At 58.0% G+C, this 19,843-nt stretch carries 18 protein-coding genes; 11 read left to right on the forward strand and 7 right to left on the reverse strand.

Features of this window, described 5'->3' with window-relative positions:
* The first annotated feature begins 82 nt into the window (after nt 1–82).
* The 3 genes from KDX30_RS03605 to KDX30_RS03615 all read left to right on the forward strand — a co-directional run bounded on the left by KDX30_RS03605 (nt 83) and on the right by KDX30_RS03615 (nt 2,660).
* Nucleotides 83–976, forward strand: coding sequence for a LysR family transcriptional regulator (locus KDX30_RS03605; protein ID WP_027902059.1), 894 nt, complete (start codon nt 83–85; stop codon nt 974–976).
* 9 nt (nt 977–985) lie between these two features.
* The gene (locus KDX30_RS03610) at nt 986–1,600 is read left to right on the forward strand and encodes a tRNA-uridine aminocarboxypropyltransferase (RefSeq protein WP_231674985.1); all 615 of its coding nucleotides are present in this window, start codon (nt 986–988) and stop codon (nt 1,598–1,600) included.
* A gap of 97 nt (nt 1,601–1,697) precedes the next feature.
* Nucleotides 1,698–2,660: a DMT family transporter gene (locus KDX30_RS03615; RefSeq protein WP_099270608.1), complete on the forward strand. Its 963-nt coding sequence runs from the start codon at nt 1,698–1,700 to the stop codon at nt 2,658–2,660.
* On the opposite strand, the gene KDX30_RS03620 is transcribed toward KDX30_RS03615, so the two are convergent.
* Nucleotides 2,657–3,271: an NAD(P)H-dependent oxidoreductase gene (locus KDX30_RS03620; protein ID WP_027902056.1), complete on the reverse strand. Its 615-nt coding sequence runs from the start codon at nt 3,269–3,271 to the stop codon at nt 2,657–2,659. The genes KDX30_RS03615 and KDX30_RS03620 overlap by 4 nt on opposite strands.
* On the reverse strand, nt 3,264–4,658 hold the full coding sequence (locus KDX30_RS03625) for a class II fumarate hydratase (protein ID WP_122704300.1): 1,395 nt from the start codon (nt 4,656–4,658) through the stop codon (nt 3,264–3,266). Before KDX30_RS03625 ends, KDX30_RS03620 begins: the two co-directional genes overlap by 8 nt.
* Before the next feature lie 170 nt (nt 4,659–4,828).
* Here KDX30_RS03625 and KDX30_RS03630 point away from each other — a divergent pair, with 170 nt between their 5' ends.
* The 7 genes from KDX30_RS03630 (at nt 4,829) to KDX30_RS03660 (ending at nt 13,542) form a co-directional block, all read left to right on the forward strand.
* On the forward strand, nt 4,829–5,356 hold the full coding sequence (locus KDX30_RS03630; protein ID WP_027902054.1) for a DUF2059 domain-containing protein: 528 nt from the start codon (nt 4,829–4,831) through the stop codon (nt 5,354–5,356).
* 15 nt (nt 5,357–5,371) lie between these two features.
* Entirely contained in the window at nt 5,372–5,665 is a 294-nt protein-coding gene (locus KDX30_RS03635; protein ID WP_027902053.1) for a BolA family protein, read from the forward strand.
* A gap of 927 nt (nt 5,666–6,592) precedes the next feature.
* Entirely contained in the window at nt 6,593–7,543 is a 951-nt protein-coding gene (gene trhO, locus KDX30_RS03640) for an oxygen-dependent tRNA uridine(34) hydroxylase TrhO (RefSeq protein ID WP_455127253.1), read from the forward strand.
* Between the two features lie 36 nt (nt 7,544–7,579).
* On the forward strand, nt 7,580–8,182 hold the full coding sequence (locus KDX30_RS03645; RefSeq protein WP_164581461.1) for a DsbA family protein: 603 nt from the start codon (nt 7,580–7,582) through the stop codon (nt 8,180–8,182).
* The gene (locus tag KDX30_RS03650) at nt 8,112–9,998 is read left to right on the forward strand and encodes an ABC transporter ATP-binding protein (RefSeq protein ID WP_231674987.1); all 1,887 of its coding nucleotides are present in this window, start codon (nt 8,112–8,114) and stop codon (nt 9,996–9,998) included. Before KDX30_RS03645 ends, KDX30_RS03650 begins: the two co-directional genes overlap by 71 nt.
* 262 nt (nt 9,999–10,260) lie before the next feature.
* Complete coding sequence (locus KDX30_RS03655; RefSeq protein ID WP_231674988.1) at nt 10,261–12,726, forward strand: EAL domain-containing protein; 2,466 nt, start codon at nt 10,261–10,263, stop codon at nt 12,724–12,726.
* A 63-nt stretch (nt 12,727–12,789) separates the two neighbouring features.
* On the forward strand, nt 12,790–13,542 hold the full coding sequence (locus KDX30_RS03660) for a TenA family transcriptional regulator (RefSeq protein WP_264760198.1): 753 nt from the start codon (nt 12,790–12,792) through the stop codon (nt 13,540–13,542).
* A gap of 3 nt (nt 13,543–13,545) precedes the next feature.
* On the opposite strand, the gene KDX30_RS03665 is transcribed toward KDX30_RS03660, so the two are convergent.
* The 5 genes from KDX30_RS03665 to KDX30_RS03685 form a co-directional block, all read right to left on the reverse strand.
* Nucleotides 13,546–14,478 carry a GGDEF domain-containing protein gene (locus KDX30_RS03665; protein WP_027898218.1) on the reverse strand — a complete coding sequence of 311 codons (933 nt, stop codon included), beginning with the start codon at nt 14,476–14,478 and terminating at the stop codon, nt 13,546–13,548.
* Between the two features lie 206 nt (nt 14,479–14,684).
* Complete coding sequence (locus KDX30_RS03670; protein WP_231674990.1) at nt 14,685–15,425, reverse strand: YciK family oxidoreductase; 741 nt, start codon at nt 15,423–15,425, stop codon at nt 14,685–14,687.
* 163 nt (nt 15,426–15,588) lie between these two features.
* A complete protein-coding gene (mupP, locus tag KDX30_RS03675) occupies nt 15,589–16,260 on the reverse strand; it encodes an N-acetylmuramic acid 6-phosphate phosphatase MupP (protein WP_027902847.1) in 672 nt (223 codons plus the stop codon).
* A 3-nt stretch (nt 16,261–16,263) separates the two neighbouring features.
* Nucleotides 16,264–16,962, reverse strand: a complete 699-nt coding sequence (gene ubiG, locus KDX30_RS03680; protein WP_027902848.1) for a bifunctional 2-polyprenyl-6-hydroxyphenol methylase/3-demethylubiquinol 3-O-methyltransferase UbiG — start codon at nt 16,960–16,962, stop codon at nt 16,264–16,266.
* Nucleotides 16,963–17,024: 62 nt separating this feature from the next.
* Nucleotides 17,025–18,356: a TRZ/ATZ family hydrolase gene (locus tag KDX30_RS03685; RefSeq protein ID WP_122397353.1), complete on the reverse strand. Its 1,332-nt coding sequence runs from the start codon at nt 18,354–18,356 to the stop codon at nt 17,025–17,027.
* Nucleotides 18,357–18,477: 121 nt separating this feature from the next.
* Here KDX30_RS03685 and mtnA point away from each other — a divergent pair, with 121 nt between their 5' ends.
* On the forward strand, nt 18,478–19,554 hold the full coding sequence (mtnA, locus tag KDX30_RS03690; RefSeq protein WP_231674991.1) for an S-methyl-5-thioribose-1-phosphate isomerase: 1,077 nt from the start codon (nt 18,478–18,480) through the stop codon (nt 19,552–19,554).
* Nucleotides 19,555–19,843: the final 289 nt, after the last annotated feature.

Consider the following 19,843-nt stretch of genomic DNA (forward strand, 5'->3'; position numbering starts at 1 on the left):
GGTGTAACAGGACAACTGAATTCGCAGCCTTCGGCAGCTCCTACACAACACGACGTGCGATCTTTTTCTACCGGACCCCTCCATGCCCAGCGCTTTACCCGACCTCAAACTCCTGCGGATTTTCGCCAGTGTGGTGCGTCATCAAGGCTTTGCCAGTGCGCAACAGGAATTGAACCTGTCCACTTCGGCGATCAGTACTTATATGAGTCAACTTGAAGCCGCGCTGGGGATCGTCTTGTGTCATCGAGGCCGGGGTGGTTTCAGCCTGACCAGCAAGGGAGAGCTGTTCCATCAGGAAACTTTGCGCCTGCTCGGCGAGCTGGAAGGCTTCGAGCTCTACGCCGCAGCGCTCAAGGGTGAACTGCGCGGCACCCTGAACCTCGGGGTGCTGGACTCCACCGTCAGCGACCGGGCTTTGCCGTTTGCCGAAGTGATCGGTGCGTACAGCGCCGAACATCCCGCCGTGCATTTGCATCTGTCAGTGATGAGCCCTTATGAGTTGCAACTGGGTGTGCTGGATAACCGTCTGGATCTGGCCATCGGCTCGTTTTCCACGCGCATGAACGGCTTGCTTTATCAGCCGTTGTATCGCGAGCAGCACTGGCTGTACTGCAGTAATCGCCACCCGTTGTTTACCGAACGGCGTATCCCTGAGCCTGTCATCGCCCAGCAACGGATGGTCGGGCGCGGTTACTGGAGCCAGGCAGAGCTGGCCCGGCACGGTTTCAAGCACAGCGCTGCCACCGTGGAAAGCATGGAGGCGCAATTGATTCTGGTGCTGTCGGGCGCTTACATCGGTTACTTGCCTGAGCACTACGCGCAATCCTGGGTGGACTCTGGTCATCTACGTGTTCTGCTGCCAGCAACGTTTGGCTATCAGGCACCGTTCTCCATGATCGTGCGGCGCGGACGTAGTCGTGAGCCGTTGATCCAGACTTTCCGCGACTTGCTCAAAGCGCAACTCAACCCGATCTGAGGAACACCGATGTCCCGCCCGCGCTGCGAACGTTGTCTGCGTCCCGAAAGCCATTGCCTGTGCTCACTGATCCCACAGCTGGACAGCCGCACCCGTGTTCTGATCCTGCAGCATCCCAGTGAAGTGAACCATGCGCTGAATACCGCGCGGTTGGCGGCGCTGGGACTGAACAATTCCCAGTGGGTAGTGGGTGAGGTTTTCGAGGATTTGCACGCGTTGCTCAATCCGCCGGGCTATCGACCGTGTCTATTGTTCCCGGGGGAGGGCGCGGAGAATCTGGTGGCGCAACCAGTGGACAGTCTGCCGATTCTGTTGGTGGTCCCGGACGGAACCTGGCGCAAGGCGCGCAAGCTGTTGCATCTGAATCCGGAGCTGGCCGCGCTGCCGCGAGTGACGCTGACCACGGCCCCTGAATCGCGCTACCGCCTGCGAAAAGCACCGGGGCCGGACGCGCTTTCGACACTGGAAGCGATCACCTGCGCCTTGCAGATTATTGAGGCCCCGCGTTCATTCGCGCCCTTGCTAGTGCCCTTTGAGGCGCTGATCGACCAGCAGATCGCAGCCATGGGCGATGAAACCTACCAGCGTAATCATGTTGAACCGCGCCAGGTCGAGGCTGACTAAAACACTTGTCAGCGTTCTCACTGCGCAACTGTAACTGTGTCGTCAGGCTCGTAGGGCCTAGACTGTCTCCCTGCTTTATATCCGGGACTTTTTCTTCATGCATATTTCTTCTGGCCGCTGGGTCTATGGCCTTTGTCTGGCGCTGGTTACCGCGTTCCTGTGGGGCATTCTGCCGATCAAGCTCAAGCAGGTTCTGCAGGTGATGGACCCGGTCACAGTGACCTGGTTTCGGCTGATGGTATCGGGGATGTTGTTGTTCATCTGGCTGGCCGCGAAACGGCAATTGCCCAGTTTCAAAGCGCTGGGCATGCGCGGTAAAGGCCTCGTGGCGCTGGCAGTCTTCGGTCTGGTCGGCAATTACATCCTGTACCTGCTTGGCCTGCAGATTCTCAGCCCCGGCACCGCGCAATTGATCATTCAGGTGGGGCCGATCCTGCTGCTGATCGGCAGCGTTTTCCTGTTCAAGGAGCGCTTTACCATTGCTCAGGGCTTTGGTCTGGCGGTGTTGCTGATCGGTTTTACGTTGTTCTTCAATCAGCGGCTCGCAGAACTGCTGACATCCATGAGCGAATACACCACAGGCGTACTGATTGCTTTCCTGGCGGCGACAGTCTGGACGTTCTATGGCCTGAGCCAGAAGCAACTGTTGACCGTGTGGAATTCATTCCAGGTGATGATGGTGATCTACCTGTTTTGCGCTTTGGTGATCACACCTTGGGCGCATCCGATGGAAGCATTACTGCTAAGCCCGGTGCAGGGCTGGCTGTTGCTGGCATGCTGCCTGAATACCCTGGTTGCCTATGGTGCGTTTGCTGAAGCGCTGGCCCATTGGGAAGCATCCCGGGTCAGTGCAACCCTCGCGTTGACGCCGTTAGTGACCTTCGCATCGGTTGCCGTCGCCGCCTGGCTGTGGCCGGATTTCGTCAAACATGAGGATATCAACGCGTTGGGATATGGCGGGGCAGTGCTGGTAGTAGTGGGTTCGGCGGTGGTAGCGCTAGGGCCGTCTTTGCTGGCTGGCCTGCGCGCGCGCAAAGCCAGGCTGGCGAGTCAGGTTTAGCGTTTACCGAGCTGTTCGGCTTTTTTGAGCCACTGCTGACGTTGCTCCTCAGTCGAAGTCTGCACCGGCGCAAACTCGCTGAGGCGTTTGGTCTTGATGCCACAGAAGGCCAATACGGTGCGGACCATCTGCCGATGTGCCGGGGCACCATATACCCATCGGAAGTAGCGCGGCGGTGTGTCCATCGTGACCAGCAGTTCCGCCGTGCGGCCTCTGAGCAATTCGTTAGCCGCACTCTTGCGGCCATGGCTCTTGAAGGCAAAACCGGGCATCAGCACCCGGTCCAGAAACCCTGTCAGCAGGCTCGGCAAGCCGCCCCACCAGACCGGATAGACAAACACCAGATGCTCAGCCCAATGGATCTCGCGCTGGGCTTCCAGCAAGTCATGCTCAAGCATCTGACTTTGCTGATAACCGTTATGCAGCACCGGGTCGAAATCCAGTTCGCTCAGTTTCAGCATGCGCACCACATGCCCGCCGCTGCGGGCACCTTGTGCATAGGCTTCGCCCAAGGCATGGCCGAAGCTGGCGCTTTTCGGCGTACCGAAAATCATCAGAATCCGTTTGCCGTCACCTTCCAGCCGTGTCGCGCCGTGTCGGGCCTCAACCATTACTGCCTGCCTCGAGCATTTTTTCCGGTCGCACCCAGGCGTCGAACTGTTCATCGGTGAGGTAGCCCAGCGCCAGTGCCGCTTCACGCAGGGTAAGACCTTCGCTGTACGCTTTTTTGGCGATTTGTGCGGACTTGTCATAACCGATATGCGGGTTCAACGCCGTCACCAGCATCAAGCCACGTTCGAGATGTTCAGCCATTTTCCCGGCATCGGGTTCCATGCCCGCCACGCAATGCTCGTTGAAGTTACGGCAGCCATCACCCAGCAAGCGAATCGACTGAAGCAGGTTATGAATCAGCACGGGCTTGAACACGTTCAATTGCAGGTGGCCCTGGCTGGCGGCGAAACCGATAGTGACGTCATTACCCATCACCTGACAGGCCAGCATCGACAGCGCTTCGCACTGCGTCGGGTTGACCTTGCCTGGCATGATTGAACTGCCAGGTTCATTGGCAGGGAGCTTCACCTCGGCAAACCCGGCCCGGGGACCGGAGCCCAGCAAGCGCAGGTCGTTGGCGATTTTCATCAGCGTCCCGGCCAGGGTTTTCAGCGCGCCGGACAAGGCCATCAACGGTTCGTGGCCCGCCAGTGCGGCGAATTTGTTAGGTGCGGTCACGAATGGCAGACCTGACAACGCCGCCAACTCTGCAGCCACGGCTTCAGCAAAACCGTGGGGCGCATTCAAACCGGTGCCAACTGCCGTTCCGCCCTGAGCCAGTTCGTAGACCGCGGGGAGGGTGGCGCGAATGGCTTTCTCGGCATAGTCCAGTTGTGCGACATAGGCCGACAGCTCTTGGCCGAAGGTGATCGGTGTCGCGTCCATCATGTGCGTGCGCCCGGTTTTCACCAGCTTCATGTGGCGTGCCGACTGCTCGGCCAGGCCCGAGGACAGCTCTGCAATCGCTGGCAACAGCTGTTCTTTGACGGCCTGCGCAGCCGCGATATGCATGGCGGTCGGGAAGCAATCGTTGGAGCTTTGCGAGCGGTTGACGTGGTCGTTTGGATGCACGGGCGTCTTGCCGCCGCGTCCCTGACCCGCCAGTTCGTTGGCCCGGCCGGCGATGACTTCGTTGACGTTCATGTTGCTCTGGGTGCCACTGCCGGTCTGCCAGACCACCAGCGGGAATTGCGAGTCCAGCTCGCCCGCGAGCACTTCGTTGGCGGCTTGTTCGATCAGCCGCGCGATGTCTGCGGGCAGGTCACCGTTGCGGTCATTGACCCGGGCGGCGGCCTTCTTGATCAGGGCCAGAGCATGCAGCACCGGCAACGGCATGTGCTCGTCGCCAATGGCGAAATTGATCAGTGAGCGTTGAGTCTGAGCTCCCCAGTAAGCGTCATCGGGAACGTCGATCGGACCAATGCTATCGGTTTCTGTGCGGCTCACTGGACTCACTCCTTAAGTTTGTATGCGCAGTTTAGGCTCCATGATCCTATCTGGGTTCCCCCGATCGTGGTTTTTAACCGCTTGGGCAGTCAGGGGTTGAGCCAAAAGCAGACATGGGCGCAGAATGGTCGGCCCTGAGGTTCTGCCTCGACTGCTAGAAAGGAAACTCGATGACCCGTCTTCGCGCCATCTGTACTGCGGCTGTTCTGGTATGTGCCAGCGGCCAGGTTCTTGCCGATACCGCCAGCCACAACGCCAGCGCTGAAACCTTCTTGAAACTGGCTAACGCCGACAAGCTGGGCACCCCGGTGTACATGCAAGTACAACAGATGTTTGCTCAGCGTTTCGCCGAAACCAAAGCACCAGAGGCTAAAAAAGCCGTTCTCGAAACTTACCAGGCCAAAGCCAACGCTGCTTTGGACCAGGCCATCGGCTGGAACAAGCTGAAGCCGGATATGGTCAAGCTTTACACGGCGAACTTCACTGAAAGTGAGTTGAAGGATCTGGTTGCGTTTTACCAGTCTCCATTGGGCAAGAAGGTTCTGACCAAGATGCCTGAGCTGACTCAGCAATCTGCTCAGTTGACTCAGGGCAAGCTGGAAAGCGCTGTTCCTGTCGTCAACAAGCTGCTGGCTGACATGACGACTGAACTGGAGCCTTCCAAGAAAGCCGCTCCTGCTCCTGCCAAAAAGCCCTGATAAGCGAAGCCTGTCATGACTATGCAAACGCGAATCGAGTCGGCGCTGGCTGTGTTTCAACCATTGCATTTGCAAGTGCTTGATGAGAGCCATATGCATAGCCGTGGCGAGCAGACTCACTACAAGGCTGTGATTGTCAGTGAGCAATTCGAGGGGCTTAACGCTGTCAAGCGGCACCAGAAGGTCTACGGCATTCTGGGCGGCTTGATGGGCGAGTTTCATGCCCTGGCGTTGCACACCTATACGCCGGTCGAGTGGGCGAAAACCGGCGCTGCGCCGGTTTCGCCTGTTTGTGCGGGTGGTGACTGACAGCTGTTTTGTGTACATATCCGATGTCGGGTAATGGCTGATATTGGTTGCGCTTTTACAGCGCCTCACTTTTGAACAGCGCAAAAGTAAGCAAAACGCTCTTGCCCCATCACTCGGCACCTCGCTGTCGCTCGGTGTACCCGCCCGCAGATCTGAAACCGTGGGCCGCCGCAACGGGCCATCCATGGCCCAATGCGGCTAACCCGGCGTCCTGCCGGGTTACCCACGGTTTCAAATCCGCGTTCGGCCAGCGTGATTTAACGGGGCGCCTCAGATCAAAATCAAAAGCGCGGCGGCCTGACAGCCGACCTGTTTTATTGGGTTTGCCGACATTCTGTAGGAGCTGCCGAAGGCTGCGAAGCGGTGTTTCAGACGACGTCTGTGTTGGCTGTGCTGACGTCTCGCGAACAAGTTCGCTCCTACCAGTACGAGGTGAAATCGCTGCTCTTGATCTGCTCTTGATCTGCTTTTGATCTGCTTTTGATTTTGATCTTAGGCGCCCCGTTAAACCACGCTGGCCGAACGCAGATTCTGAACCGTGGGTAACCCGGCAGGACGCCGGGTTAGCCGCATTGGGCCATGGATGGCCCGTTGCGGCGGCCCACGGTTCAGGATCTGCGGGCGGGTACACCGAGCGACAGCGAGGGGCCGAGTGGTGGGGCAAGAGCCTTTTGCTTACTTTTGGGCCCCAAAAGTGAGGCGCCGTAAGGGCGCAACCCCAAACCAGCCGTTGCCCAACTAACGGATATTCATACAAGTCCAAGCCGCTCCGCTATTTGATTCACTCCCCTCGATCCCACCCATCCCCCCATCTTTGCTAGAATCCGCCCCGCGCTGCACACCCTGCGCGTTTTTATTGAATTACTTTCTATCCGGTAGGCCCTTTGCGAGGGTCGCCACCTGGAGATACACATGACACAACAGCCGATGAATCAGCCCATCGTCGTAGCGGCGCTATACAAATTCGTCACCCTCAGCGACTACGTCGAACTGCGCGAGCCGCTGCTCCAGTCGATGGTCGACAACGGCATCAAAGGCACCTTGCTGATCGCCGAAGAAGGCATCAACGGCACCGTATCCGGTAGCCGTGAAGGCATCGATGGCCTGATGGCCTGGCTCAAGAACGACCCGCGCATGATCGACATCGATCACAAGGAATCGTACTGCGACGAGCAGCCGTTCTATCGCACCAAAGTCAAACTGAAGAAAGAAATCGTGACCCTGGGTGTTGAAGGTGTAGACCCCAATAAAGCCGTCGGCACCTACGTCGAACCCAAAGACTGGAACTCCATCATCAGCGACCCGGAAGTGCTGGTCATCGACACCCGTAACGACTACGAAGTGTCCATCGGCACGTTCGAAGGCGCCATCGACCCCAAGACCACCAGCTTTCGCGAGTTTCCCGAGTACATCAAGGAACACTTCAATCCCGAAGTGCACAAGAAAGTCGCGATGTTCTGCACCGGCGGCATCCGCTGCGAAAAAGCTTCCAGCTACATGCTCGGTGAAGGATACGGCGAGGTCTATCACCTCAAGGGCGGCATTCTCAAATACCTCGAAGAGGTCCCGCAGGATGAAAGCCTGTGGCGTGGCGAGTGTTTTGTGTTCGACAATCGTGTCACTGTCCGCCATGACCTGACCGAGGGCGACTACGATCAATGTCACGCGTGCCGCACGCCGATCAGCGCTGAAGACCGTGCCAGTGAGCATTACTCGGCGGGGATCAGTTGCCCTTATTGCTGGGACAGCCTGAGCGAGAAAACTCGTCGCAGCGCCATCGACCGCCAGAAGCAGATCGAACTGGCCAAAGCACGTAATCAGCCACACCCAATCGGTCGTAATTACCGTTTGGAAGACCGCCAGCCAGACGAGGCCTGATCCATGTCCACCCGCCTGCTTTATGTAATGGACCCGATGTGCTCCTGGTGCTGGGGGTTTGCTCCTGTGGCGCAAGCGCTGGTTCAACAAGCGCAGGCGAGTGGTGTGACATTGCATCTGGTGATGGGTGGTTTGCGCACCGGTAGCGGGGCGGCGCTCGATCCGACCACTCGCCGTTACATCCTTGAGCACTGGCAAGCGGTTGAGAAAACCACCGGGCAGACGTTTCGTTTCGACGATGCGTTGCCCGACGGTTTTGTCTATGACACCGAGCCTGCATGCCGGGCCATCGTCGCCGCGCGTCATCTTGAGCCGGACTTTGCCTGGAAGCTGGTCGGGCTGATTCAGCAGGCGTTCTATATCGAGGGACGTGACGTCACGCGTGCCGCGGTGCTGGCTGAGCTTGCCGAGCAGGCTGGCTTGCCGCGTATCGAATTCGCCGCAGCCTTCGACAGCGCCGAACAGTTGGCCGCAACCCAGGCAGACTTCGCCTGGGTCCAGGATCTGGGTATCGCGGGTTTCCCGACCTTGCTGGCTGAGCGCAACGGTCAACTGGCGTTGTTGACCAATGGCTACCAGTCGCTGGAAGAACTCTCGCCTTTATTGGGCCGCTGGCTTGAGCGTGCTGCCAGTGCCTGACCCTCTTAAAACTGATCGGGACGAGTCCAGCGTGACGTTCAACCGCTTGAGTTGGGCGCAGATTCGTCGCTTGGCTTCACGTCATAAAAAAGCGCTGTGGATCGCCAATGGTGTGGCGGTGCTGGCTACGCTGTGTACCGTGCCGATCCCTCTGCTGTTGCCCTTGCTGGTGGATGAGGTGTTGTTGGGGCACGGCGACAGCGCGCTGAAGTTCATGAATCACTTCCTGCCCGACAGCCTGCAAAAACCAGCGGGTTATATCGGCCTGATGCTGCTGTTCACCTTTGGTCTGCGTCTTGGCGCGCTGGTGTTCAACGTCGTGCAGGCCAAGCTGTTTGCACGGCTGTCCAAAGACATTGTGTATCGCGTACGAATTCGCCTGATCGAGCGCCTGAAGCGCATCTCTCTGGGGGAATACGAAAGCCTGGGCGGTGGCACGGTGACTGCGCATCTGGTCACCGATCTGGATACGCTGGATAAATTCATCGGTGACACGCTGAGCCGTTTTCTGGTGGCGATGCTGACGCTGACGGGCACCGCATCGATTCTGATGTGGATGCACTGGAAGCTGGCGCTGCTGATTCTGCTGTTCAATCCGCTGGTGATTTACGCCACGGTGCAATTGGGCAAGCGGGTCAAACACCTCAAAAAGCAGGAGAACGACAGCACCTCGCGGTTCACCCAGGCTCTGACTGAAACGCTGGACTCGATTCAGGAAGTCCGCGCCGGTAATCGCCAGGGCTATTTCCTCGGTCGTCTGGGCGTGCGTGCCCGGGAAGTCCGTGATTACGCCACCGCTTCGCAATGGAAGAGTGACGCGTCCAATCGGGCCAGTGGGCTGCTGTTCCAGTTCGGGATCGATGTGTTTCGCGCCGCGGCCATGTTGACGGTGCTGTTTTCTGATCTGTCCATCGGCCACATGTTGGCGGTGTTCAGCTACCTCTGGTTCATGATCGGGCCGGTGGAACAGCTACTTAATCTGCAATACGCCTATTACGCCGCAGGCGGGGCGCTGACCCGAATCAACGAACTGCTCGCGCGTGCCGATGAGCCGCAGTATCCGGGAGGCGTCAATCCGTTCGCCGGTCAGAAAACCGTGGGCATTGAAGTGCGTGGTTTGAGCTTCGGTTACGGTGAAGAGAATATTCTCGATCAACTGAACCTGACGATTGCTCCGGGTGAGAAGATCGCCGTTGTGGGTGCCAGTGGCGGCGGTAAAAGTACTTTGGTGCAACTGCTACTTGGGTTGTACACGCCACAGGCCGGCACGATCAGCTTTGGTGGCGCCACCCAGCAGGAGATCGGTCTGGAAACCATTCGGGAGAATGTTGCGGTGGTGCTTCAGCATCCGGCACTGTTCAACGATACGGTACGTGCCAACCTGACCATGGGCCGCGAGCGCAGCGACGAAGCGTGTTGGCGAGCGCTGGAAATCGCCCAGCTCGAATCGACCATTCGCAGCTTGCCGCAAGGGCTCGACAGTGTTGTGGGACGCTCGGGTGTGCGACTGTCTGGCGGTCAGCGTCAGCGTCTGGCTATCGCCCGGATGGTATTGGCCGATCCCTGCGTAGTGATCCTCGACGAGGCCACCTCGGCACTCGACGCCGCAACGGAATACAGCCTGCATCAGGCGCTGTCGCGGTTTCTCAGTGGCCGCACCACATTGATCATTGCTCACCGTTTATCCGCGGTGAAGCAGGCCGATAAAGTGCTGGTTTTCGACGGTGGTCGTATTGCAGAGCAGGGCGATCATCAGCAATTAATTGCTGAAGGTGGGCTGTACGCAAAGCTTTACGGTCATCTGCAGCACATTTAATTCCCACGGTTACTTGCCAGAATCCCATTTAGGGTCTTTCTTGGTAGTTGGTAACACCGCGTTAACAGCGTTCTTTCACCCATGTAACGCTCGCTGATTTCTCTTTATGTGCACTGCATCGCGATTCCATCATGCGAGGCGGTAGTGTGTTTCAGATTCAAGAAAATTCCCTGAACGGTTTCATGGATTTGACCTAGTCTCTGGGCAGGATGAATTGAAGACAGCTTGATGAGCATCTGGCATCGCTTATGAAAGGGAACCCATGAAGCAAAAGCGGATCCTCGAAAAGCCCCGCCTGTTGGGCATCGTATGGCCATTTATCGCTGTCGCGCTGTTTCAGGCGTTATTGGGGGGTGTCAGCCTCTACATGCTTTCAGCCGTGCGCAGCTATGTCGGCGGCGAAAGCCTATGGTCCAAGGGGCAGAAAGACGCCATTTATTACCTGAATCTCTACGCCAATGGCCACGAAGAGATCAATTTCCAGCGCTACGAGCAGGCGATTTCAATACCCGAGGGCGGCCACGCGCTTCGCGTAGCGCTGGATCAGCCGGTTCCGGATATCAAAAAAGCGACAGATGGCTTCCTGCAAGGCGGGAATCATCCTGATGACGCCGCGAGTGTCATCTGGCTGTATGTGAATTTTCGTGAATTGGGTTACATGAAAAAAGCCGTCGACCAATGGCGGCTGGGCGATGACTTTCTGATCCAGCTGGATACGCTTGCTCATCAGATGCATGAACGTATTTCGTCGGGCGCAGCTACCGAGGCCGAAATTAATGAATGGCGCGCCCAAATCACCGCCATCAATGAAAGCGTGACGCCAGTAGCCAGAGCGTTCAGTAACGCCCTGAGCGAAGGCTCCCGAGGGATTCTGCGATTACTGCTGGTCATTAACCTGGCGACGGCGGTGGTGCTGATTATTCTGGCGTTGCTCAGGACGCACAAACTATTGACTCAGCGCCATGCCTTCGCAGATGCCCTTCAGGTGGAGAAAGAGCGTGCGCAGGTCACGTTGGAGTCGATTGGTGATGGCGTGATTACGACTGACGTCGAGGGCGCTATCGTTTACATGAACCCGGCTGCTGAAGGGCTGACCCACTGGAAAAACTTTCAGGCCAGTGGTCTCCCGCTTGCGGCGTTATTCAACCTGCTTGACGAAAATGACCGCAAAGACAGCTCAACCCTGATCGAGCATATTCTCAGTGGTCAGCTCAGCGGTGGCAGCGAGCATTCAAAACTCATCCAGCGTCTGGACGGCAGCACCGTTTCAGTGGCGTTGGTCGGGTCGCCGATCTTTACCGATGGCAGGGTCAGCGGCACGGTGCTGGTGCTGCACGACATGACGCGGGAGCGGCAGTACATCGCCAATCTGTCCTGGCAGGCGACCCACGATGCACTGACCGGACTGGCCAACAGACGTGAGTTTGAATATCGCCTGGAACAGGCGCTTGATGGGTTGGCCCGGCAAGCGAGCCAGCATTCCGTGATGTACCTGGATCTGGATCAGTTCAAGCTGGTCAACGACACCAGCGGTCATGCGGCCGGTGACGAACTGCTGCGGCATATTTGCACGGTGCTGCAACAGGGCTTGCGTGAAGGCGACACGCTTGCACGGTTAGGCGGTGACGAGTTCGGCATTTTGCTGGAGAACTGCCCGCCGGAGACGGCTGAAACGATTGCGGAGTCCTTGCGCCAGACTGTTCAGAGCCTGAACTTTGTCTGGAAGGGCAGGCCGTTTGTCAGCACGGTCAGTATTGGCCTGGTGCATATTTCTCAACTTCCAACGACGCTGGAGGCGTTGCTGCGTTCGGCAGATATGGCGTGCTACATGGCCAAGGAAAAAGGTCGTAACCGCGTTCAGGTCTATCACGCCGAGGACTCCGAAGTGTCCATGCGCTTCGGTGAGATGGCGTGGGTGCAGCGTTTGCACATGGCGCTGGACGAGAACCGTTTCTGTCTGTTCTCCCAGCAGATCGCCGGTATCGGCCAGCATGCTCAGGATGACAGCGGGCATATCGAAATCCTCTTGCGCCTGCGTGATGAGGCCGGGCGCATGATCTTGCCCGAGAACTTCATTCCGGCTGCCGAGCGCTATGGTTTGATGACCCAACTGGATCGCTGGGTAGTGCGCAATGTTTTCGAGATCATTGCCCAGGGCCGGGATGTTGAGCGTTACGCCGGACCTATGACGGTGTGTGCGATCAACCTCTCGGGGGCGAGCATAGGCGATGATGCTTTTCTTGATTACCTGAAGCTGCAGTTCCGGACTTATGACATCCCCCCGTCATTGATTTGCTTCGAAATCACCGAAACCATCGCGATTGCCAACCTGGGTTGCGCGATCCGTTTTATCAACGATCTGAAGGCGCTGGGCTGCAAGTTTTCCCTCGACGACTTCTGTGCCGGCATGTCGTCGTTTGCATACCTCAAACACTTGCCAGTGGACTATCTGAAGATCGATGGCAGCTTCGTCAAAGACATGCTCGATAACCCCATCAACCGCGCCATGGTCGAGGTGATCAATCACATTGGCCATGTCATGGGTAAGCGCACCATTGCCGAATTCGTCGAAACGCCCCAGATCGAGATCGCACTGCGTGAGATCGGAGTTGACTTCGCTCAGGGATATCTGATTGAACGTCCTCAGTTGTTCACGTGCCAAAGTCTTCATGCACGCCCTTCAAGGGCCGTCCCGTTGTTGTTCAGCACGCCAGGAACATTCCGATAAGCCATTAACTTCACGAAAAGGAGCCACACAGTGATCGATACTTTCAGCAGAACCGGTCCGCTCATGGAAGCCAGCAGTTATCCGGCTTGGGCACAGCAATTGATCATTGATTGCAGTTTCGCTAAATCCAGAGTGGTCGAGCACGAGCTCTATCAACGCATGCGTGACGGGCGCCTGAGCCCTAAAGTCATGCGTCATTATTTGATTGGTGGCTGGCCGGTGGTTGAGCAGTTCGCTATCTACATGGCCAACAGCCTGGCGAAGACCCGCTTTGCCCGTCATCCCGGCGAAGACATGGCGCGCCGCTGGTTGATGCGCAATATTCGCGTGGAGCTTAACCATGCTGACTATTGGGTAAATTGGGCGGATGCCCACGGTGTCAGCCTTGATGACCTCAAGGCTCAGCACGTGTCTCCCGAGTTGCATGCGCTGAGTCACTGGTGCTGGCACACCAGTTCGTCTGACTCATTGGTGGTGGGTATGGCTGCGACCAATTACGCCATCGAAGGGGCCACGGGGGAGTGGGCGGCTGTCGTGTGCTCCTCGGACGTATACGCCGACGGATTTCCCGAGGAGTCGCGCAAGCGTGCGATGAAGTGGCTGAAGATGCACGCGCAGTATGACGATTCGCACCCTTGGGAGGCACTGGAAATCATCTGTACGCTGGCGGGCAATAACCCAAGCGTGCAATTGCAGACTGAACTGCGGCAGGCAGTCACCAAGAGTTATGACTACATGTATCTCTTTCTGGAACACTGCATGCAGCTGGAAAAGGCCAAATCGCCTCGCACGCGAGTGGCCGAACTGGAAACCTGAGTTTTAGCCTGCCATCGCGAGACGATTACGGCCTTGTCGCTTCGCGACGTACAGCGCGATATCGGCGCGCCGCATGAGGCTGCCGGCAGACTCCGCCGGCAGCAGCGTTGAGCCACCGAGGCTGATCGTCAACTCCAGGGTTTTATCCAGCCCTGGGTGCATCAGTTCTTGAGCTGCCTTACGCAGTCGTTCCCCCATCAAACCTGCTGCATCGCGACCCGTGTTGGACAGCACGACCAGAAACTCTTCGCCGCCATAGCGAAATATCCGGTCGACGTTTCTCAGCTCGCTTTTAATCGCCTGAGCGATGAATTTGAGTACGTCATCGCCGGTGGCGTGGCCGTAGGTGTCGTTGACGCGCTTGAAGTGATCGATATCCAGCATCAGCACTGACAGTGGCTGGGCGTTGCGTCGTGCGAGTTCTATTTCGCGAGCCAGGGTTTGATCCATGGCCATGCGGTTGCCAGTCTCGGTCAGCGGATCGCGCAACGCACTTTCCATGGCGGCCCGGTACAGCAGCGCGTTACGCAGCGGGAACAGTATGCAGGTCATGAGGGATTCCAGCGCCGCAAATTCCTCTTCGCTGAAGCGCACATTACGCTCGAAGGTAAACAGGCCCAGAACTTCGCCTTCATTACTGAGGTTGTAACTGATGCTGTGTGGAGCACGTTCGCCCATCTGCATGTACAGATCACTTTCAGCGTATTCGTAGCTGAGCCCATCAAGCGGGACCACGCGCTGAACACCCCGGAAAAACATCCCCAGGATTCGCTCCGCTTCCAGGCTGGTTTGCAATTGCTGACCGAGCTGTTGCACCAATTGCGTCAAGCCGACAGGCGGCTGTACGTTGTTCTGAACCTGTCGTTGATGCATGCCCAGTCGTTTCATTTTGGCTGCATCAAAATTAATAGCTTTGGGTGGTTTAGGAGAAATCATGGCGTCATTCCTCAGCGCGCATTGCTGGATAAGCTGAGTCAGAGCGAAAGTCGTGCCAGTCTTTGAAATTAAATATAACGCTTTAAATACAAGGGCTTGGGAGGGCTGGCAAGCAGGTTTTCGTCTAGGGGCGACATAACCTTGACTTGCGGGACTCGCCAGTCACCCGCCGATGACGGTTTTCCGTCACGGCGGGGGCGGGGATATTATTGCGCGTTAAGGGCCTGGCCGTTGACGTCGCTGCTGTCCGGGCCCATCAGGTACAGATAGACCGGCATGATTTCTTCCGGGGTCGGGTTGTTCTGCGGGTTTTCTGCCGGATAAGCCTGGGCGCGCATGCTGGTGCGTGTGGCGCCAGGGTTGATGCTGTTGGAGCGCACCGATGCCACGGTATCGAGTTCGTCGGCGAGGGTTTGCATCAGGCCTTCCGTCGCAAACTTCGAAACCCCGTAAGCACCCCAATACGCTCGGCCCTTGCGGCCAACGCTACTGGAGGTGAAGACCACCGAGGCATCTTTGGACAGCTTGAGCAGTGGTAGTAGCGTGCTGGTCAGCATGAACATCGCGTTGACGTTGATGTGCATGACCTGCATGAAATGCGCGCCAGATAGCTGCTCAAGCGGCGTACGCGGACCGATGATCGAGGCGTTGTGCAGCAGGCCGTCAAGGTGGCCGAATTCTTTTTCGATCATGGCCGCCAGTTCATCGTATTGATGGGGCAGCGCGGCTTCCAGGTCGAAAGGGATGACTGCTGGCTTGGGATGGCCCGCGGCTTCGATTTCGTCGTACACGTTAGTCAGGTTGGCTTCGGTTTTACCGAGCAACAAAACGGTGGCGCCATGTGCCGCGTAGGTTTTCGCAGCCGCAGCACCAATGCCGCGTCCAGCGCCAGTGACCAGAATCACCCGACCAGTGAGCAGGTCGGGGCGGGGGGAGTAATCGAACATGGGTTACCTCTTCAAACCGGGTTGGCGGCCTGCGCAGATCCCTGTGGGAGCCGGGCTTGCCCGCGATAATAGCGTCGCAGACATCAAGTCAATTGCGTCCAGCTTTATCGCGGGCAAGCCCGGCTCCCACAGGTCGCGCTTTGCATGCAGTTCTGAAGTGCCTTCAGCAACTACACAGCGCGTTATCCAGCACCTTGCGCAGTTCCAGGGGGTGATCCACTACCACATCGGCACCCCAGTGATCAGGATTGTCGCTGGGGTGGATGTAGCCGTAACGCACCGCTGCGGTTTTGGTGCCCGCGTCGCGGCCGGATTCGATGTCACGCAGATCATCTCCGACAAACAGCACGCTTGCCGGATCCAGATCAAGCATCTTGCAGGCCAGGATCAGCGGCTCGGGATCGGGTTTGCTGCGCGTTACGTGATCCGGGCAGATCAGCAAGGCCGAGCGTTGCGACAGCCCCAGTTGATCCATGATCGGCTGAGCGAAGCGCACCGGTTTGTTGGTGACCACGCCCCAGATCAGGTTGGCCTTTTCGATATCGGCCAACAACTCCGCCATACCGTCGAACAGCTTGCTGTGTACGGCGCAGTCGCGCTGGTAGCGTTCGAGGAACTCAAGGCGCAGCGCCTCGAATCCCTCGGCATCCGGAGACATGGCAAAGGTCGCAGCGACCATCGCCTTGGCACCGCCGGAAACCTCATCACGGATCAGCTTGTCCGGCACAGCAGGCAAGCCGCGTTCAGCAAGCATGGCCTGGCAAATGGCGATGAAATCCGGAGCGGTATCGAGCAGGGTACCGTCCATGTCGAATAGAACTGCTCTCAAACGCATGGCTTATGCCTCCCGGAGCGTCTGGATCATGTAGTTGACGTCGACGTCCGAAGCCAGCTTGTAGTGCTTGGTCAGCGGGTTGTAGGTCAGACCGATGATGTCTTTAACCTGCAGGCCAGCGGCGCGGCTCCAGGCACCCAGCTCGGAAGGGCGGATGAATTTCTTGAAGTCATGGGTGCCGCGCGGCAGCAGGCCCATGATGTATTCCGCGCCGACGATGGCGAACAGAAAAGCCTTCGGGTTGCGGTTGATGGTCGAGAAAAACACTTGGCCGCCTGGCTTGACCATGCGGTAGCAGGCGCGAATTACCGACGACGGGTCCGGTACGTGCTCAAGCATTTCCAGGCAGGTGACGACGTCGAACTGCTCAGGCATTTCTTCGGCCAGGTCTTCGGCGGTAATCTGCCGGTATTCGACCTGTACGCCAGATTCCAGCTGGTGCAACTGAGCGACCGCCAGTGGCGCTTCGCCCATGTCAATACCGGTCACGGTCGCGCCACGCAGTGCCATGGCTTCGGAAAGAATTCCGCCGCCGCAACCGACGTCCAGAACCTTCTTGCCCGCCAGATTGACGCGCTCGTCGATCCAGTTGACCCGCAACGGGTTGATGTCGTGCAGTGGCTTGAATTCGCTGTTGCGGTCCCACCAGCGATGGGCCAATGCCTCGAATTTGGCGATTTCTGCGTGATCGACGTTGCTCATGGGATGTCCTCTTGAACTCAAAATACGTGCAGCGGGCTGGCTGATGAGCAACCAGCCCGGTCTTATTCGGTGCGCCCGGAAATACGCTTGCCCCAGGCTTTTGCGGTGTCACACAGCGCCTGTTCATCCATACGGGTCAGGCGGCGATCGTCGAGCAGTTGCTTGCCCGCGACCCAGACGTGGCTGACACAGTCGCGGCCGGTAGCGTATATAAGCTGCGACACCGGGTCATAAATCGGTTGGCGGGCCAGGCCTGACAGGTCGAAGGCGACCATGTCGGCAGCCTTGCCAATCTCCAGCGAGCCGACTTCGTTCTGAATACCCAGCGCCCGTGCGCCATTCAACGTAGCCATGCGTAACGCGCGATGAGCATCCAGTGCGGCAGCCGAACCCGCCACGGCCTTGGCCAACAGCGCTGCTGTACGGGTCTCGCCCAGCAAATCCAGATCGTTGTTGCTGGCTGCACCATCGGTGCCTACTGCTACATTGACGCCAGCCTGCCACAGTCGTTCGACCGGGCAGAAGCCGCTGGCCAGTTTCAGGTTTGATTCCGGGCAATGAATCACGCTGGTGTTGCTTTCTACCAGCAACGCCAGATCGTCATCGTTTATTTGCGTCATGTGCACGGCTTGAAAGCGTGGGCCGAGCATGCCCAGACGATTCAGGCGCGCCAGCGGGCGCTCACCTGACTGATCGACAGCCTGCTCCACTTCGAAGGCAGTCTCGTGAACATGCATCTGGATCATGGCGTCCAGTTCATCGGCAATAACCCGGACCCTTTCCAGGTTTTCGTCGCCAACGGTGTACGGTGCATGAGGGCCGAAGGCGATTTTTATGCGCGGGTGATGGGCCAGATCATTGAACAGCTGCACGCCCATGTGCAGGGCTTCGTCGGTATCCCGTGCACCAGGAATCGGAAAATCCAGAATCGGCACGGTGATCTGAGCGCGGATGCCGCTGTTGTGCACGCGGTCTGCTGCTACCGAGGGGTAGAAGTACATGTCCGAGAAACAGGTAATGCCACCTTTGAGCTGCTCGGCGATGGCCAGATCAGTGCCGTCGCGAATGAAATCCTCACTCACCCATTTGCTTTCCGCAGGCCAGATATGGTCATGCAACCAGGTCATCAGCGGCAGATCGTCGGCCAGCCCTCGGAACAAGGTCATGGCCGCGTGCCCGTGGGCGTTGATCAATCCCGGGCTGAGCAGCATTTCAGGCAATTCAAGGGTTTGCAGAGCCGTTTGTTTCAAGGCCTCGGCGCGTGGGCCGATATAAACGATGCAGCCATCGCGGATGCCCAGGCCATGATCCTTCAACACCACGCCAGCGGGTTCGACCGGCACCAGCCAGGCGGGCAGGAGCAGCAGGTCGAGCGGGGCAGCGGTGTTAGGCATGACTGGGCTTCCAGGGCTTATTATGGGGACGGCGCAGTATACCCGAGCGTCTTCGCCGACGGCTCGCTATAATCGGCAGCTTTTGATGTCCGGCTTGGGTTTTTTGAGTATGGAGTGTGCAATGCGCGATCGATTGTTGGCTGCTGAGAAGGTGAAAGCCATCGATTGGCGGGATGACGCTCTGTATCTGCTGGATCAGCGCATCTTGCCTTTCGAGGAAACCTGGCTCGCTTATAAAAACGCGGCGGGGGTGGCCGAGGCCATTCGCTCAATGGTTGTCCGTGGCGCACCGGCTATCGGCATCAGCGCGGCTTATGGCGTTGTGCTGGGGGCTCGCGCCCGCATCGCCGCCGGGGGTGACTGGAAAGCGGCCCTGGAAGAAGATTTCAAAGTGCTGGCAGACTCGCGTCCCACGGCCGTCAATCTGTTCTGGGCACTGAACCGGATGCGCGAACGTCTGCAGCGTATCAAGAAAAGCGATGATCCTCTGGTGGTGCTGGAGGCTGAAGCGGTGTCCATCCACCTCAGCGATCGCGAAGCCAATCTGACCATGGCTCAGCTGGGTGCAGACCTCATTCGCAAGAATCAGGGCAACCTGCAGGCGGTTCTGACCCACTGCAACACGGGGGCCCTTGCTACCGGTGGTTTCGGTACCGCGCTGGGCGTTATCCGTGCGGCGCATCTGGAAGGGATGATCGAACGTGTCTACGCCGATGAAACCCGTCCATGGTTGCAAGGCTCCCGGCTGACCGCCTGGGAACTGGCCAACGAAGGTATCCCCGTGACGCTCAATGCCGATTCGGCGGCTGCGCATTTGATGCGCACCAAAGGCATTACCTGGGTGATCGTGGGCGCCGACCGCATCACCGCCAATGGCGATGTGGCCAACAAGATCGGTACTTACCATCTGGCTGTAGCTGCCATGCACCACGGTGTGCGCTTCATGGTGGTCGCGCCCAGCTCGACGATCGATATGGACATGGCCAGCGGTGACGAAATCGTCATTGAAGAGCGCGACGGTCGTGAGCTGCTGGAAGTGGGCGGTCAACGGGTCGGTGCAGATGTCGATGCATTCAACCCGGTATTCGACGTCACCCCGGCTGACCTGATTGACGTGATCGTCACTGAAAAGGGCATTGTCGAGCGCCCGGACACCGCAAAAATGGCTCAATTGATGTGCCGCAAACGCTTGCACTGATCCGTTTGAAGACCGGCGGAACTTTGGTCGCAAGGGCGCTAAGCGGGCCTGTAAGCGCTTCTCAGCGGTCTTGCGACAGACAAGCTCGTTTTCAGGGCTTTCAAAGGATAGGTGCTTAGCGGCGATTGTGGTAACATCCGGCGGTTTCCAGGGGCGCATGCAGTAGCCGTCCCTACTGCGCAGATCCAGTACATAACTCGTTGATTTGTCGTAAGTCGTTGCCAGGCAAACGTGCCGGTAGCGGCGAGCTTCGTTCCTCCCGGATGGATGTTCGAAGTTTCACCAGAAA

This window comes from Pseudomonas quasicaspiana (assembly GCF_021147825.1).
GTDB classification, from domain to species: Bacteria; Pseudomonadota; Gammaproteobacteria; order Pseudomonadales; family Pseudomonadaceae; genus Aquipseudomonas; species Aquipseudomonas quasicaspiana.